General features: G+C 72.9%; 12 protein-coding genes. 7 read left to right on the top strand and 5 right to left on the bottom strand.

All coding sequences use genetic code 11. The features are described from left to right. Nucleotides 1-20: 20 nt before the first annotated feature. A complete protein-coding gene (locus tag ACF1ED_RS11435) occupies nucleotides 21-380 on the top strand; it encodes a cupin domain-containing protein (RefSeq protein WP_351851299.1) in 360 nt (119 codons plus the stop codon). An 11-nt stretch (nucleotides 381-391) separates the two neighbouring features. Here ACF1ED_RS11435 and ACF1ED_RS11430 read toward each other — a convergent pair whose 3' ends face one another. Together ACF1ED_RS11430 and ACF1ED_RS11425 are read right to left on the bottom strand one after the other, a co-directional pair. Further along, nucleotides 392-1,693, bottom strand: coding sequence for an MFS transporter (locus ACF1ED_RS11430; protein WP_391759032.1), 1,302 nt, complete (start codon nucleotides 1,691-1,693; stop codon nucleotides 392-394). A gap of 419 nt (nucleotides 1,694-2,112) precedes the next feature. After that, nucleotides 2,113-2,676: a methylated-DNA--[protein]-cysteine S-methyltransferase gene (locus ACF1ED_RS11425; RefSeq protein ID WP_391759030.1), complete on the bottom strand. Its 564-nt coding sequence runs from the start codon at nucleotides 2,674-2,676 to the stop codon at nucleotides 2,113-2,115. Between the two features lie 291 nt (nucleotides 2,677-2,967). Between ACF1ED_RS11425 and ACF1ED_RS11420 the strand changes: the two genes are divergently transcribed. From ACF1ED_RS11420 to ACF1ED_RS11400, 5 genes are all read left to right on the top strand, one after another. Further along, the gene (locus ACF1ED_RS11420) at nucleotides 2,968-3,864 is read left to right on the top strand and encodes an MHYT domain-containing protein (protein WP_391759028.1); all 897 of its coding nucleotides are present in this window, start codon (nucleotides 2,968-2,970) and stop codon (nucleotides 3,862-3,864) included. Nucleotides 3,865-3,924: 60 nt separating this feature from the next. Further along, the gene (uvrB, locus tag ACF1ED_RS11415) at nucleotides 3,925-6,072 is read left to right on the top strand and encodes an excinuclease ABC subunit UvrB (RefSeq protein ID WP_391759026.1); all 2,148 of its coding nucleotides are present in this window, start codon (nucleotides 3,925-3,927) and stop codon (nucleotides 6,070-6,072) included. 108 nt (nucleotides 6,073-6,180) lie between these two features. Further along, nucleotides 6,181-6,759: a TerD family protein gene (locus ACF1ED_RS11410; protein ID WP_351109003.1), complete on the top strand. Its 579-nt coding sequence runs from the start codon at nucleotides 6,181-6,183 to the stop codon at nucleotides 6,757-6,759. Between the two features lie 119 nt (nucleotides 6,760-6,878). Further along, a complete protein-coding gene (locus ACF1ED_RS11405) occupies nucleotides 6,879-8,861 on the top strand; it encodes a TerD family protein (protein WP_391759024.1) in 1,983 nt (660 codons plus the stop codon). Between the two features lie 245 nt (nucleotides 8,862-9,106). After that, the gene (locus tag ACF1ED_RS11400; protein ID WP_391759022.1) at nucleotides 9,107-10,111 is read left to right on the top strand and encodes a TerC family protein; all 1,005 of its coding nucleotides are present in this window, start codon (nucleotides 9,107-9,109) and stop codon (nucleotides 10,109-10,111) included. Between the two features lie 92 nt (nucleotides 10,112-10,203). On the opposite strand, the gene ACF1ED_RS11395 is transcribed toward ACF1ED_RS11400, so the two are convergent. The 3 genes from ACF1ED_RS11395 to ACF1ED_RS11385 form a co-directional block, all read right to left on the bottom strand. After that, nucleotides 10,204-11,496 carry an MFS transporter gene (locus ACF1ED_RS11395; RefSeq protein WP_391759020.1) on the bottom strand — a complete coding sequence of 431 codons (1,293 nt, stop codon included), beginning with the start codon at nucleotides 11,494-11,496 and terminating at the stop codon, nucleotides 10,204-10,206. 208 nt (nucleotides 11,497-11,704) lie between these two features. Further along, on the bottom strand, nucleotides 11,705-12,361 hold the full coding sequence (locus tag ACF1ED_RS11390; RefSeq protein WP_391759018.1) for an MBL fold metallo-hydrolase: 657 nt from the start codon (nucleotides 12,359-12,361) through the stop codon (nucleotides 11,705-11,707). 47 nt (nucleotides 12,362-12,408) lie between these two features. Next, on the bottom strand, nucleotides 12,409-13,098 hold the full coding sequence (locus tag ACF1ED_RS11385; RefSeq protein ID WP_391759016.1) for a maleylpyruvate isomerase family mycothiol-dependent enzyme: 690 nt from the start codon (nucleotides 13,096-13,098) through the stop codon (nucleotides 12,409-12,411). Between the two features lie 206 nt (nucleotides 13,099-13,304). Here ACF1ED_RS11385 and uvrA point away from each other — a divergent pair, with 206 nt between their 5' ends. Then, nucleotides 13,305-16,394, top strand: coding sequence for an excinuclease ABC subunit UvrA (uvrA, locus tag ACF1ED_RS11380; protein WP_391759014.1), 3,090 nt, complete (start codon nucleotides 13,305-13,307; stop codon nucleotides 16,392-16,394). The last annotated feature ends 106 nt before the right edge of the window (nucleotides 16,395-16,500 follow it).

Here is a 16,500-nt window from a genome sequence, read left to right as displayed (position 1 = left end):
CCCGGCTACAGTCACCGCCCATGACGACTCACGACCTCCCCTCCTTCGCCGTCCACATCCCCGACGCCGAGCTGGAAGCCGACCCGCTCGACCCCGACCAGATCGTGTCCGGCACCCCCGAGGTGTCCGGCAAGGTGCTGTGGGAGTCCGCCGACGGCAAGCAGCTGCGGGGCATCTGGCAGATCACCCCCGGCGTCGTGACCGACACCGAGGCGAACGAGCTCTTCGTCGTCGTCAGCGGCCGGGCCACCGTCGCCGTCGAGGGCGGCGCCACGATGGAGGTCGGGCCCGGTGACGCCTGCGTCCTGCGCGAGGGCGACCGGACCACCTGGACCGTCCACGAGACGCTGCGCAAGGCGTACCACATCACCCTGCCCTGAACCGGGCGCGGTCAGGCCCTGCGGAGCACGCCCCGCAGGGTCAGGGCCGCCATCGGCAGCAGCAGACAGGCCGCGAGGGCGTTGAGCGTGCCGTAGCCCGCCTGGGAGACGACCACGCCGGCCACCAGTCCGCCGATCCCCGCCGCCGCGTTCATCACCGTGTCCGACAGGCCCTGCACGGCCGCCCGCGCCGCCTGCGGCACCGAGTCCGTCAGCAGCGCCGAGCCCGACACCAGGCCGGCCGACCAGCCGAGCCCCAGGACGAACAGACCGGCCGCGACCCGGGGGTGGCTCGCCCCCGCGGTCCCCGCGAGCAGCGCCGCGAGGCCCAGGAGCCCGACCGCGAGGCCGATCACGGCGAGCCGCCCGAGCCGGTCCGCGAGCCAGCCCATCACCGGCGAGAAGGCGTACATGCCCGCGATGTGCACGCTGATGACGAGCCCGATCAGCTCGATGCCGGCTCCGTGGTGGGTGAGCGCCACCGGCGTCATCGACATGATCGACACCATCACCGTCTGCGAGGCGGCCACCGTCACCAGGGCGACCTGGGCCTGCGGCGATGCGCGGACCGCCCGCAGCCCGGCCCGCAGGGACCGGCCCTCGGGCCGGTCCGCCGCCCCGTCCCCGTCCGCGGCGGCCAGCGCCCGCGCCGTCAGCAGCGGGTCGGGCCGCAGCAGCAGCGCCACCACCAGCGCCGACACCACGAACACCACCGCGGCCCACAGGAACGGCCCGGCCGCCACGGGTATGCCGAGGCCCGAGACGCTCCGGCCGGCCGGAGCCGCGATGTTCGGGCCGAGGACGGCGCCGATCGTGGTCGCCCACACCACCGTCGAGATGGCGCGCGCCCGCCGGTCCGGCTCCGCCAGGTCGGCGGCGGCGAACCGGGCCGCGAGGTTGGCCGAGGACCCCGCCCCGAAGCCCACCAGGCCGGCCAGCAGCACCGGGAAGCTGCCGAGGACCGCGCCGAGCACGGCGATCCCGGCGCCGAGCGCGCCCAGCAGATAGGCCAGCACCAGACCGGCCCGCCGCCCCCGCCGCGCCATCAGCGCCGCCAGCGGCATGGCGAGCAGCGCGGGGCCGGCCACCGTCGCCGTCGAGGCGAGCCCGGCCAGCGCGTCCGTGCCGCTCACCTCGGTGGCGAGGACGGCGGCGAGCGCGACGCCGGTGGCGATCCCGAGGCCCCCGAGGATCTGGGTGGCGACGAGCACGGCCTGGACCCGTCGGCGCAGCTCCGGCAGGGCGGCGGGGGTGATCGGGACGGCCGTCTCCCGGGAGGCGGCGGTGTCAGGGGCGTCGGGCGTTTTGGTCACTACCGGAGTGTGCCAGCCACCCCCTCCGATGGGAACGCCCCGGAACCGGAATCCCCAGGTGAGCCCCGCCGCCACGGAGCACCGCCCGCCGCCGGGGAGCGGGCCGTCACGGCCTTCGGCCGCCCCCGGGAGCAGCCGGCCACGGTCCCCCGACCGAGCCCCGACAGCCGCTGGTCACGCGGCCCCGACCGAGCCCCGACTGCGGCGACAGTTACGCCCCCGCAGCCGAGCCCCCGGGGCGGCGGTCACACCCCCTGCGACCGGCCCCCGACAACAGCTGTCGCAGTCCCCGCGACCGGCCCCCGGCAGTAGCCGTCACAGCCCCCGCGACCGGCCCCCGGAGCGGCCATCGTTTCCGCGACCGACCCCAGCAGCGGCCGTCGTCTCACGACCGCCCCGGCAGCGGTCCGGCGCGGGGCTCAGAACAGTGGCTCCGGCAGCACGCCCTCCAGGGCCAGGAGTCTCCGCTTGGTCTCCAGCCCGCCGCCGAAGCCCCCGAGCCCGCCGTCGCTCTCCACCACGCGGTGGCACGGCACCACCACCGGCAGCGGATTGGCGCCCATCGCCGCCCCCACCGCCTGCGCGGCGCCCGGCTGGCCGACGCGCCGCGCCAGCTCCCCGTACCCGACCACCGCGCCGTACGGCACGCCGGTGGCCAGCTCCCGCAGCACCTGGCGGTTGAAGCCGGTCGTCAGCGACCAGTCCAGCGGCAGGTCGAACGCGCGCAGCGCGCCCGCGAAGTACCGCTCCAGCTGCCGCACCGGCTCGGCGAGCAGTCCCGTGGAGCACGCGACGACCGCGGCGCCCAACTGCTCGGCGAGCAGCTCCGGCATCCGCTCGCCCCGCGCCCCGCCCGCGTGGAACTCGACCCGCACGAGCCCCCGCCCGGTGGCCGCCAGGAAGAGCGGCCCGATGCCGCTCCCCACGACCGCCCACTCGGCGGTCACGCCCCCGGGCGTGCGGGGCCCGTCCTCGATGTCCATGCCCTCACCGTACGGTCCGGCACCGACAGCCCGGTCCCCCCAGGGCGGCCGTCGCCTTCCGGTCACGTCCCCGCCGACGTCCACCGGCCAAAACGGGCGTTCGACGGCGATCCGGCGGCGCGGCCCCCTCCCGAGATCACGGACCGGTCTCGCTCCGGTCTCACGACCGGAAAATCGCCGGTCAGGTGCCCGCGGGGCGCTCGGCGCGCCATAATCTCGCCCCGGTAGTACTACCCAGCGGTACCGACTGTTTTCGGACGTCATGCGCCAGGGGTGGGAGGGCTCACGCTCATGCAGGGCACGGTCGACGGATTCAGCTACGGGCTGGTCACACCGGTGGCGGCCTTTCTCATGGCCTGCCTCGGCGGTGCCCTGGGGCTGAGATGCACGACCCGCTCGCTGCGCCACCGGGACTCCTTCAAGGCCGGCTGGCTCGCGCTCGGTTCCACGTCCATCGGCACCGGCATCTGGACCATGCACTTCATCGCGATGATGGGCTTCTCGGTCCGGCAGGCGCCGATCGACTACGACCGGCCGATCACCTTCGCCAGCCTCGCCGTCGCCGTCGTCATGGTCGGCATCGGGATCTTCATCGTCGGCTACCGGGGCGCCACCGCGCTGACCCTCGTCACCGGCGGCACCATCACCGGCCTCGGCGTCGCCACCATGCACTACCTCGGCATGGCCGGCATGCGCCTGCCGGGGCGCATCGAGTACGACACCCTCACCGTCGCCCTCTCCGTGGTCATCGCCGTCGTCGCCGCGACCACCGCCCTGTGGGCGGCGGTCTCCGTGCACGGCTTCCTCGCCAGCCTCGGGGCCAGCCTCGTCATGGGCGTCGCCGTCAGCGGCATGCACTACACCGCCATGGCGGCCGTCAGCGTCCACCTGCACGCCGCCCCGGCCGCGGGCGCCGCCGCCGACGCCGGGTCGCTGCTGCTGCCGATGCTGATCGGCCCGGCCGTCTTCCTCATCCTGGCCGCCGTCGTCGTCATGTTCGACCCGCTGCTCGTCATGGGCGACCCCGACTGGCAGCGCGCCCCGGCCCGCTCGCCGCACCGCCCCGGGGTCCCCGCCCCCCGGCACGTCCCGAGCTACGGCGAACCCGCGAACTGGACCGCCCGCCCGGCCGGGCGCGGCTTCCGCCGCTCCGTCCCGCGCGGCGGACACCGCTCCCAGGACTGGTGACGCCCCCCGCCGCGCGGCGATCACCCCCCGACTGTCGGTGGCGGGTCGTACGGTGGTGGCATGCGGCCCGTTTCCAAGATCGAACGTTCGGTGGCGCCCTTCGAGGTCGTCTCCTCCTACCAGCCGAGCGGCGACCAGCCGACGGCCATCGCCGAGCTGGACCGGCGCATCCGCGCCGGCGAGAAGGACGTCGTCCTGCTCGGCGCCACCGGCACCGGCAAGTCGGCCACCACGGCCTGGATGATCGAGAAGCTCCAGCGCCCCACCCTGGTGATGGCGCCGAACAAGACCCTGGCCGCCCAGCTGGCGAACGAGTTCCGCGAGCTCCTGCCGAACAACGCCGTCGAGTACTTCGTCTCGTACTACGACTACTACCAGCCCGAGGCGTACGTCCCGCAGTCGGACACCTACATCGAGAAGGACTCCTCGATCAACGAGGAGGTCGAGCGGCTGCGCCACTCCGCGACCAACTCCCTGCTCACCCGCAGGGACGTGGTCGTGGTCGCCTCCGTCTCCTGCATCTACGGCCTCGGCACCCCGCAGGAGTACGTGGACCGCATGGTCCAGCTCAAGGTGGGCGACGAGATCGACCGCGACCAGCTGCTCCGCCGCTTCGTCGACATCCAGTACACGCGCAACGACCTCGCCTTCACCCGCGGCACCTTCCGCGTCCGCGGCGACACCATCGAGATCTTCCCCGTGTACGAGGAGCTCGCCGTCCGCATCGAGATGTTCGGCGACGAGATCGAGGCGCTCTCCACCCTCCACCCGCTCACCGGCGAGATCATCAGCGACGACCGGCAGCTGTACGTCTTCCCCGCCAGCCACTACGTCGCCGGCCCCGAGCGCATGGAGCGGGCCGTCAACGACATCGAGCGCGAGCTCGACGGGCGCCTGAAGGAGCTGGAGAAGCAGGGCAAGATGCTGGAGGCCCAGCGGCTCCGCATGCGCACCACCTACGACATCGAGATGATGCGCCAGATCGGCTCCTGCTCCGGCATCGAGAACTACTCGATGCACTTCGACGGCCGCGAGCCCGGCTCCCCGCCCAACACCCTCCTCGACTACTTCCCCGAGGACTTCCTCCTCGTCATCGACGAGTCGCACGTCACCGTGCCGCAGATCGGCGCCATGTACGAGGGCGACGCCTCCCGCAAGCGGACCCTCGTCGACCACGGCTTCCGGCTCCCCTCCGCCCTCGACAACCGCCCGCTGAAGTGGGAGGAGTTCCAGGAGCGGATCGGCCAGACCGTCTACCTCTCCGCCACCCCCGGCACCTACGAGCTGTCCCGCGGCGACGGCTTCGTCGAGCAGATCATCCGCCCCACCGGCCTCGTCGACCCCGAGGTCGTCGTCAAGCCCACCGAGGGCCAGATCGACGACCTGGTGCACGAGATCCGGCTGCGCGCCGAGCGCGACGAGCGGGTCCTCGTCACCACCCTCACCAAGAAGATGGCCGAGGACCTCACCGACTACTTCCTGGAGCTCGGCATCCAGGTCCGCTACCTCCACAGCGACGTGGACACCCTGCGCCGCATCGAGCTGCTGCGCGAGCTGCGCTCCGGCGAGTACGACGTCCTCGTCGGCATCAACCTGCTCCGCGAGGGCCTCGACCTGCCCGAGGTCTCCCTCGTCGCCATCCTCGACGCCGACAAGCAGGGCTTCCTGCGCTCCGGGACCTCCCTCATCCAGACCATCGGCCGCGCCGCGCGCAACGTCTCCGGCCAGGTCCACATGTACGCCGACACCATCACCCCCGCCATGGCCCAGGCCATCGACGAGACCAACCGGCGCCGGGAGAAGCAGGTCGCCTACAACAAGGAGCACGGGATCGACCCCCAGCCGCTCCGCAAGAAGATCAACGACATCGTCGCCACCATCGCGCGCGAGGAGATCGACACCGAGCAGCTGCTCGGCACCGGCTACCGCCAGGGCAAGGACGGCAAGGGCGCCAAGTCCCCGGTGCCCTCGCTCGCCGCGCACGCCCCGAAGCCGGGCAAGGGGGCCAAGGCGGCCGCCAAGGGCGGCTCGACGCTGGAGCTCGGCGACCGGCCCGCCGCCGAACTGGCCTCGGTCATCGAGGAGATGACCGAGCGCATGCGCGCCGCCGCCGCCGAGCTGCAGTTCGAGGTGGCCGCCAGGCTGCGGGACGAGGTCTCCGAGCTGAAGAAGGAGCTGCGCCAGATGAAGGAGGCGGGACTGGCGTGATCCGAGGCGGCCCGGTGTGTTGCAAGACCGACACAAAACCGGGCCGCGCCCGGCACGTTGTCAGTGGGCCTGCGTAGGGTGCTGCCACAACGACGAGAGGGGCAGCGCGTGACGGTCAACATGACCAAGGGGCAGGCCATCAGCCTGGAGAAGCAGGGCGGGGGCAGCCTCACCCAGGTGCGGATGGGGCTCGGATGGCAGGCGGCGCCGCGCCGGGGGCTCTTCGGCTCGCGCACCCGCGAGATCGACCTGGACGCCTCCGCGGTGCTCTTCGCCGAGAAGCAGCCCGTGGACGTGGTCTTCTTCCGTCACCTGGTCAGCGACGACGGCTCCGTCCGCCACACCGGTGACAACCTGGTGGGCGGCGTGGGCCAGGGCGGCGACGACGAGGCCATCCTCGTCGACCTCCAGCGGGTGCCCGTCCACATCGACCAGATCGTCTTCACGGTGAACTCCTTCACCGGGCAGACCTTCCAGGAGGTGCAGAACGCCTTCTGCCGGATCGTCGACGAGACGAACGGCCAGGAGCTCGCGCGCTACACCCTGGACGGCGGCGGCCAGTACACCGCGCAGATCATGGCGAAGGTGCACCGGGCCGGTTCCGGCTGGCAGATGACCGCCCTGGGCAACCCGGCCAACGGCCGCACCTTCCAGGACCTGATGCCGGCGATCCTGCCGCACCTGTAGGCGGACCCGCGGGGCCGGCTCCACGGCCCCGCCGCCGCACCGCAGCTCCCGACGGGCACCGGCCCGCCGGGAGCTGTCCCGCATGACCGACCGAAGCGCCGAGGGGAAACAGAGTCCAGATGACGGCCGAGCTGGTCCGGGGGCAGAACCACCCCCTGCCCGACACCCGACTCGAACTCCGGGTCTCCGCCGGACGCCCGGTCGTCGCCGGGGCCACCCTCGGCGACGAGCGGGGCCGCGTCGCCGGCGCCGAGTGGATCGCCCACCCCGGCGCGCCCGTGCGTCCCGGCGTCGAGGTGCCCGGCGCGGCAGCGGCCGAGCACCGCATCGCCGTGGACCTCGCGGCCGTCCCGGAGAGCGTGCACCGGCTGTCCCTGCTGCTCGCCCTGCCGCCCGGCGCGGACGGCCCGGCCCGCTTCGGCACCGCCGCCGCCCCCTTCGTGACCGTCGCCGACCCGGCGGGCGCGGCCGTCGCCACGTACACGATCACCGGCCTCGACCGGGAGTCCGCCGTCGTCGCCCTGGAGCTCTACCGCCGCCAGGGGGCCTGGAAGGTCCGCGCCGTCGGACAGGGGTACGAGGGCGGGCTCGCCGACCTCCTCGCCGACCAGGGCGCCCCGGCCGCCGCCGACCTCGCCGCCGCCGTCCTCGAAGCGGCCGCCCCCGCCGGCGCCCCGGCCCCGCCGCGGCTGGTCCCCGAGACGGCCCCGGTCGAGACGGCCTCGGTCGAGACGGCTCCGATCGAGACGGCCCCAGTCGAGACGGCCCCGGTCGAGACGGCTCCGGTTGAGACGGCTTCGGTCGACTCGGCCTCGTCGGCCGCCGCCACCACCACCATCAGCTACTCCCACCCGAGCCGCCGCCCGGCCCCGCGCCCCGCCGCGCCCGCACCCGGTCCGGACGCCGCCGGGACCGGAGCCGTACCGCCCCCGCCGGCCGGGCCGCCGACCGGGCCGCAGGAATCCCGCCCGGCGCCCGTCGCCGGGGACGCCACCGGCTGGACCATGGACGAGCGGCTCTACAACCAGGTCTGGGGCATGTTCGAGGACCTGGCCCGGACCGTCGCCGCCTACCGCAGCGCCCGTGACTTCGCCGACCACCGCCTCGACCGGGCCGTCGACCAGGTGCTCGCCGACCCGAGCACCCGCGTCGGAGGCGCCGGCGAGGCCGCCAGGGCCGCCGCCCGGGCCACGCACGAGGAGCTGATGGGCCGGGCCCAGGAGGTCCTCGACCGGGACCTCGCGCAGCTCGCCGCCGAGTCCGAGGTCGTCGAACCGGCCCTGCCCGCCGCCTACGCCCGCTGGGACAACCCCGCCTGGCACGCCTACCGCGCCCCCGAGGAGCCCCCGATGGCGGTCCGCCTCGGCGACCTCCACCTCCCGGAGCGGAGCGACCTCAGGATCCCCTTCCTGGTCCGTCTGCCGCTGGAGCGCGGACTGTGGGTGGACTCGGGACCCGGCCGGACCTCGGCCGCCGGCCTGCTCGACGAGGCCGAGCTGCGCCGTCTCGCCCTGGACAGCGCCGTCGCCCACACCGCCCGGCTGCTCGCCGCCCACCCCGCCGGCTCCCTCACCGTCCATGTGCTCGACCCGGCCGGCGGCGGGGCCACCGCCTTCGCGCCGCTCGTCGAGACCGGGGTCCTGGCGGCCCCGCCGGCCCGGGGCGCGGCGGGGGTCACCGCCGTCCTCGCGCAGCTCACCGAGCGGGTGGACCTGCTCCAGATGGCGGTACGCGGCGACGCCTCCGAGGACCTGCCGCCCGGTTTCGACCCGGCGCGCCAGCTGCTCGTGGTCCACGACTTCCCGCACGGCTTCGACGACCGTGCCGTCACCCGCCTCCGCTACCTCGCCGACGAGGGCCCCTCCGTCGGCGTCCACCTGCTGATGGTCGCGGACCGGGCGGACGCCGCCGCGTACGGCCCGGTGCTCGACCCGCTGTGGCGCTCGCTGCTCCGGCTCACGCCCGTGCCCGACGACCACCTCGCCGACCCCTGGGTCGGCCATGCCTGGACGTACGAGCCGCCGACGGTCCCGCCGGGCAGCGCGGTGCTCTGGCAGGTCCTCGGACAGGTCGCGGAGGCGCGTCGGCGGAACCTGGGCTGACCTGGCCTTTTGGGCCCTCTTTACCCTTCTCTTTACCTTCTCTTGGCTCTTCGGGTACTCTTTTCCCAGCGGAGGGGAGTACTCCCCATGCGCGGCGTACCCGTCAATACGGACGGATCAAGGACATCCGGTCCCGGGGCGTCGGCCCGGCGGTCGTGTTCGCACGACCCCGGGTGGAAGAGACCTCCGGCAGCGACGACGCTGATCAGTAGCCGTACGAAGCCGGAGGCACAGTGGACGTTTCGATGACCATCTGGGTGCTGACCATTCTCGGTCTGTGCGCCCTCATCGCGGTCGACTTCTTCATCGGGCGCAAGCCCCATGACGTGTCGGTCAAGGAAGCCGGAATCTGGACCGTGGTCTGGATCGTGCTCGCGGTGCTCTTCGGCATCGGCGTCTCGATCTGGGGCGGCGGCCAGGCGGGCGGCGAGTTCTTCGCGGGCTTCATCACGGAGAAGTCGCTCAGCGTAGACAACCTCTTCGTCTTCATCCTCATCATGGCGAAGTTCTCCGTGCCGTCCCACCTGCAGCAGCGGGTGCTGCTGTTCGGCGTGCTCATCGCCCTCGTCCTGCGGGCGATCTTCATCGCGGCCGGCGCCGCGATCATCGCCAGCTTCTCGTGGGTCTTCTACCTCTTCGGCGCCTTCCTCATCTACACCGCCTGGAAGCTCGTCAAGGAGGCCATGGCCGACGAGGACGAGGACGACTGGGACGAGAACCGCCTGCTGAAGTCCATCGAGAAGAAGTTCGGCGTCGCGGACCGTTACCACGGCACCAAGCTCTTCATCGTGGAGTCGGGCAAGAAGGTCATGACGCCGCTGCTGGTCGTCATGCTCGCCATCGGCATGACCGACGTGCTGTTCGCGATGGACTCGATCCCCGCGATCTTCGGCCTCACCCAGGACCCGTACATCGTCTTCACGGCGAACGCCTTCGCCCTGATGGGCCTGCGCCAGCTGTACTTCCTCATCGGCGGCCTGCTCAAGAAGCTGGTCCACCTCAGCTACGGCCTGTCGGTGATCCTCGGCTTCATCGGTGTGAAGCTGGTGCTGCACGCGCTCCACGAGTCGGGCGTGCACGTCCCGGAGATCTCCATCCCGGTCTCCCTCGCCGTCATCGGCGGCGTGCTGGTCATCACCACGATCACCAGCCTGATCGCCTCCAAGAGGCAGTCCGAGAAGGCCGCCCTGGAGGCCGCCGAGAAGGACGCGGAGAAGCACGACGCGGAGAAGCCCGGCGTCGAGGCCTGACCCGCCTCCTCCGGCACGACGGCGACGGCCGGCCCGGGCATCCCGCCCGGGCCGGCCGTCGCCGTCTTCGCGTGTCCGGCCCGCTCCGGACGTCACGCCCGGGCGGGCGCGCCCTCCACGGCCTCCCCGGGACGGGGCTCCGGCAGCGTCTCCGGGAGCAGGGCGAAGCAGCCGAGGCTCACCAGCGCCACCACGGTCAGATAGGCCGCCACGCCCCACGGCGGCCCCGAGCCGCCCTCCGACAGGGCCGTGGCCACGATGGGCGTCAGCGCCCCGCCGAGGACCCCCGCCAGGTTGTAGCCCACCGCCGCGCCGGTGCAGCGGACCCGGGGCTCGTACAGCTCCGGGAGGTACGCCGCGACCACCGCGAACATGGTGATGAAGGCCAGCAGCGCGCCCAGGAACCCCAGGAACATCAGCAGGGGCTGCCCGGTGTGGAGCAGCGCCACCATCGGGAACATCCAGACCGCGGCCCCCGCGCACCCGGCCAGGCAGAGCGGCCTGCGCCCCCAGCGGTCGCCCAGCAGGGCCAGGAAGGGCGTCGCGGCGCCCTTCACGGCCACCGCCGCCATCACGCAGACCAGCATCACCGTGCTGCTCACCCCGAGCCGCTCGGTGCCGTAGGCGAGCGCCCAGGTGGAGACCGTGTAGAAGATCGCGTACCCCACCGCCAGGGCCCCGGCGGTCAGCAGCACCAGCCGCCAGTGGTCGCGCGCCACCTCGGCGAGCGGCGCCCCCGCCCGCCGCCCGGACGCGGACAGCTCCTCGAACTGCGGGGTCTCCGCGAGCGAGGAGCGCAGCAGCAGCCCGGCCGCGGCGAGCACCCCCGCCGCCCAGAACGGCACCCGCCAGCCCCAGGACCGGAAGTCGGCGTCGCTCAGCCCGGCGGTGAGCGCCAGCATCACGCCGTTCGCGAGGAGGAAGCCGACCGCGGGGCCGATCTGCGGGAAGCTCGCCCACAGCGCCCGGCGGTGCGGCGGGGCGTGCTCGGCGGTCAGCAGGACGGCCCCGCCCCACTCGCCGCCCAGCCCGAGCCCCTGGAGGAAGCGCAGCAGGAGCAGCAGCAGGGGAGCGGCGACGCCGATCGTCCCGTACGTGGGGACGCAGCCGACGGCGACGGTGGCGCAGCCGGTGAGCAGCAGGGAGGCGAAGAGCACCGGCCGGCGCCCGTGCCGGTCGCCGATGTGCCCGAAGAGGACGGAGCCCATGGGGCGGGAGAGGAAGCCGACGGCGAAGGTGCCGAAGGCGGCGAGCGTCCCGGCGAGCGGGGAGAAGGTCGGGAAGAAGAGCGGCCCGAGGACGAGGGCGGCGGCGGTGCCGTAGACGAAGAAGTCGAAGAACTCGATGGCCGTGCCGACGAGCGAGGCGGCGGCGAGCCGGGGCATCGAGGGCGCCGGGCGGGCCGCCGGTGGCGACGGAGGGTGACTGGGGTGCATGTGGCGCCAACTACCCGGCCGCCGTCCGGGTTACGGGGGCGTGCGGGAGCGCCCGCGGCGGGACCGGGGGCGCCTCGGGGGCTTCACGGGACGTCGGAACGGGCTTCCGGTGCCGGCGGTCCCCGCCGCGGGTCCGTGGGGTGCGCGCCCCGGGGGCCTACCAGCCGCGCTCGCGCCACTCCGGGAGGTGGGGGCGCTCGTCACCGAGCGTGGTGTCCTTGCCGTGGCCGGGGTAGACCCAGGTCTCGTCCGGCAGGACGGCGAAGAGCTTGGTCTCCACGTCGTGCAGGAGGCTCGCGAAGGCCTCCGGGTCCTGCCGGGTGTTGCCGAGGCCGCCGGGGAAGAGGCAGTCGCCGGTGAGGAGGTGCGGATGGCCGTGCGGGTCGTCGTAGACCAGCGCGATCGAGCCGGGGGTGTGGCCGGCGAGGTGCCGGGCGGTGAGCTCGACCTCGCCCACCCGGATCGTGTCGCCGTCCTCCACCAGGACGTCGGTGGCGACCGGGATGCCCTCCGCGTCGTACGCGCCCGCGTACGTGGTGGCGCCGGTGGCGGCGACCACCTGGGCCAGGGCCTGCCAGTGGTCGCCGTGCCGGTGGGTGGTGACGACGGCGGCGATGCCGTCGTCACCGATCAGCGTGAGCAGGGTCTCCGCGTCGTTGGCCGCGTCGACGAGCAGCTGCTGCCCGGTGGCCCGGCAGCGCAGCAGGTACGCGTTGTTGTCCATCGGGCCGACCGCGACCTTGGAGATCATCAGGTCCTTCAGCTCGTGGACGTCGGCCGGACCGCCCACCCTCACCGCTCCGCTGTACGTCATGGCCTCAGACTAGCCCCGGCCGCCGACAGCGGTCCCGGCAAGGCCGCCTACAACGGCGGGAGCTGGGGGAGCGGGCCGCCCTCGGTCTTCAGGGCCGAACCGTCGCGCCGGCCGGCCAGCCAGCCGAGCAGCTCGGGGGCGGATCCGGAGACGCCCACCGGGCCGCCCTGGGCGCCGCCGCCGGTGGTCCACGTCCGGCCGTCGTCGGCGCGGAGCCCGGTGGAGGGGACGGCCGGGTGCCCGGCGAACCGCTCGGCGAGGAAGTCGATCTCGCGTGCGACGAACTCCTCGGGGAGGTCCTCCAGCTCGTAGCCGCAGCCGAGGTCCACGTGGTGCAGGTCCACCTCCACCCAGCGGCGGAAGGGGACGCGGGAGGCGCTGTCGGTGACGCCGTTGCGCAGCTCGACGGTCCGGCTCCAGTCGCCGGGGGCGGCCGTCACCGCCCTGAAGCGCTCGGCGGTCGCGCGGACGTCGGCGAGCTGGACGTCGAGGGGGCGGGAGGCGTCGCGCTCGATGTCCGCGTCGCGCGCCTCGGCGCTCGCGTACATGGGGCGGCCCTCGAAGACGTTCACCAGGGCCTCGGCGTTCCGGGCCAGGTGGGCGAGGACGTGGCCGCGCGTCCAGCCGGGAAGCCGTGACGGCTCGGCGACGGAGGCGTTGTCCCAGGAGGCGGCGTCGGTCAGCAGCCGCTCGGTCGCTTCGTGCAGGGAGGCGAGGTCGCGCTCGTGATCGATCATGACGCCGACCCTAGCGCCGGCCACTCGTTCGGGTGAAGCAGGCGAGCGATCGCCGGAAATCGAATGTACGTGCTATAGGCTCGATGAAGGCACCCCCACCGAGGAAGCATCCGGCATCCTTGGGCGTTGAGTGCTTGTCGGGTGTGCAGGCACATCTGCTCCCCCTCCGCTCTCCATCCGCTCTCTCAAGAAAGGTGCGGACCGGCGTGGCCGACCGTCTCATCGTCCGTGGCGCGCGCGAGCACAACCTCAAGAACGTCTCGCTCGACCTCCCCCGTGACTCCCTCATCGTCTTCACCGGGCTCTCGGGATCGGGCAAGTCCTCCCTCGCGTTCGACACGATCTTCGCCGAGGGGCAGCGCCGGTACGTCGAGTCGCTCTCCTCGTACGCACGGCAGTTCCTCGGTCAGATGGACAAGCCGGACGTGGACTTCATCGAGGGTCTCTCGCCCGCCGTCTCCATCGACCAGAAGTCGACCTCGCGCAACCCGCGCTCCACGGTCGGCACCATCACGGAGGTCTACGACTACCTCCGCCTCCTCTTCGCCCGCATCGGCAAGCCGCACTGTCCCGAGTGCCGCCGGCCGATCTCCCGCCAGTCGCCGCAGGCCATCGTCGACAAGGTCCTGGAGCTCCCCGAGGGCAGCCGCTTCCAGGTACTCTCCCCGCTGGTGCGCGAGCGCAAGGGCGAGTTCGTCGACCTCTTCGCCGACCTCCAGACCAAGGGCTACAGCCGTGCCCGGGTCGACGGGCGGACGATCCAGCTCAGCGAGCCGCCGGTGCTCAAGAAGCAGGAGAAGCACACCATCGAGGTGGTCGTCGACCGCCTCACCGTGAAGGAGGGCGCCAAGCGCCGCCTCACCGACTCCGTCGAGACCGCCCTCGGGCTCTCCGGCGGCATGGTCGTGCTCGACTTCGTCGACCTCCCCGAGGACGACCCCGAGCGCGAGAAGATGTACTCGGAGCACCTCTACTGCCCCTACGACGACCTCTCCTTCGAGGAGCTGGAGCCCCGCTCCTTCTCCTTCAATTCGCCCTTCGGCGCCTGCCCCGACTGCACCGGCATCGGCACCCGCATGGAGGTCGACCCCGAGCTGGTCGTCCCCGACGAGGACAAGTCCCTCGACGAGGGCGCGATCCACCCGTGGTCCCACGGCCACACCAAGGAGTACTTCGGCCGGATGATCGACGGGCTCTCCCAGGCCCTCGGCTTCCGCACCGACATCCCCTACGCGGGCCTCCCGCAGCGGGCCAAGAAGGCCCTCATGCACGGCCACAAGACCCAGATCGAGGTCCGCTACCGCAACAGGTACGGCCGCGAGCGCGCCTGGACCAGCCCCGCCTTCGAAGGCGCCGTCTCCTTCGTGAAGCGGCGGCACGGCGAGGCCGAGAGCGACTCCAGCCGGGAGCGCTTCGAGGGCTACATGCGCGAGGTGCCCTGCCCCACCTGCCACGGCACCCGGCTCAAGCCGATCGTCCTCGCGGTCACCGTGATGGAGAAGTCCATCGCCGAGGTCTCCGCGATGTCCATCAGCGACTGCGCCGAGTTCCTCTCCCGCCTGACGCTCAACGCCCGCGACAAGCAGATCGCCGAGCGGGTCCTCAAGGAGGTCAACGAGCGGCTGCGCTTCCTCGTCGACGTCGGCCTCGACTACCTCTCGCTCAACCGCGCGGCCGGCACCCTCTCCGGCGGCGAGGCCCAGCGCATCCGGCTCGCCACCCAGATCGGCTCCGGCCTCGTCGGCGTGCTCTACGTGCTCGACGAGCCGTCCATCGGCCTCCACCAGCGCGACAACCACCGGCTGATCGAGACCCTCGTCAGGCTCCGCGACATGGGCAACACCCTCATCGTCGTCGAGCACGACGAGGACACCATCAAGGTCGCCGACTGGGTCGTCGACATCGGCCCCGGCGCCGGCGAGCACGGCGGCAAGGTCGTCCACTCCGGCACCTTGAAGGAGCTCCTCGCCAACGAGGAGTCGATGACCGGGCAGTACCTCTCCGGCCGCCGGGCGATCCCCACCCCGGACGTCCGCCGCCCCCTCGACCCGGGACGGCTGCTCACGGTCCACGGCGCCCGCGAGAACAACCTGCGGGACATCGACGTCTCCTTCCCGCTGGGCGTGCTCACCGCCGTCACCGGCGTCTCGGGCTCCGGGAAGTCGACGCTGGTCAACGACATCCTCTACACCCACCTGGCGCGCGAGCTGAACGGCGCCAAGACGGTGCCCGGCCGCCACACGCGCGTGGAGGGCGACGACCTCGTCGACAAGGTCGTGCACGTCGACCAGTCGCCGATCGGCCGCACCCCGCGCTCGAACCCGGCGACGTACACCGGTGTCTTCGACCACGTCCGCAAGCTCTTCGCGGAGACGATGGAGGCCAAGGTGCGGGGCTACCTCCCCGGCCGCTTCTCCTTCAACGTCAAGGGCGGCCGCTGCGAGAACTGCTCCGGCGACGGCACCATCAAGATCGAGATGAACTTCCTCCCGGACGTGTACGTGCCGTGCGAGGTCTGCCACGGGGCCCGGTACAACCGGGAGACCCTGGAGGTCCACTACAAGGGCAAGTCCATCGCCGAGGTCCTGGACATGCCGATCGAGGAGGCCCTCGGCTTCTTCGAGGCCGTCCCCACGATCGCCCGCCACCTGCGGACGCTCAACGAGGTCGGGCTCGGCTACGTCCGGCTCGGGCAGTCGGCCCCGACGCTCTCCGGCGGCGAGGCGCAGCGCGTCAAGCTCGCCTCCGAGCTCCAGAAGCGCTCGACCGGCCGCACGGTCTACGTCCTGGACGAGCCGACCACCGGTCTCCACTTCGAGGACATCTCGAAGCTGATCAAGGTGCTGTCCGGCCTGGTCGACAAGGGCAACTCGGTGATCGTCATCGAGCACAACCTCGACGTCATCAAGACCGCCGACTGGATCATCGACATGGGCCCCGAGGGCGGCAGCGGCGGCGGCGTGGTCGTCGCCGAGGGCACCCCGGAGGAGGTCGCCTCGGAGCCGGCCAGCCACACCGGCAAGTTCCTCCGCGAGATCCTCGGCGCCGACCGGATCAGCGACGCGGGGGCGCCCGCGCCGCGCGGGACGGCGAAGAAGGCCCCTGCGAGGAAGACGGCGGCGAAGAAGGCACCGGCCCGGAAGACGACCGCCAAGGCCACCAAGACGGCCAAGACCGCCGAGGTGGCCGAGGACGCCAAGGCGGCGCCCGCGAAGGCCGCGAAGACGGCCAGGGCCGCCACGTCGGCGAAGGCGGCACCGGCCAAGAAGACGGCGGCCCGCGCCCGTAAGGCCTGACCGACCCGCCCCGCCGGGCCGTCCGGGACCCCGGACGGCCCGGCGGGGCGCGTCCGCACCGACGCCGGGCGCGCACCGCCCCCGGACCCTGATGCCGGCGCCGCTT

Origin of the sequence: Streptomyces sp. NPDC014656 (genome assembly GCF_043084305.1) — a bacterium.
Taxonomy (GTDB): Bacteria; Actinomycetota; Actinomycetes; order Streptomycetales; family Streptomycetaceae; genus Streptomyces.
The sequence above is the reverse complement of the archived record's forward strand: the minus strand, read 5'-3'. Positions and strand labels throughout refer to the sequence as shown.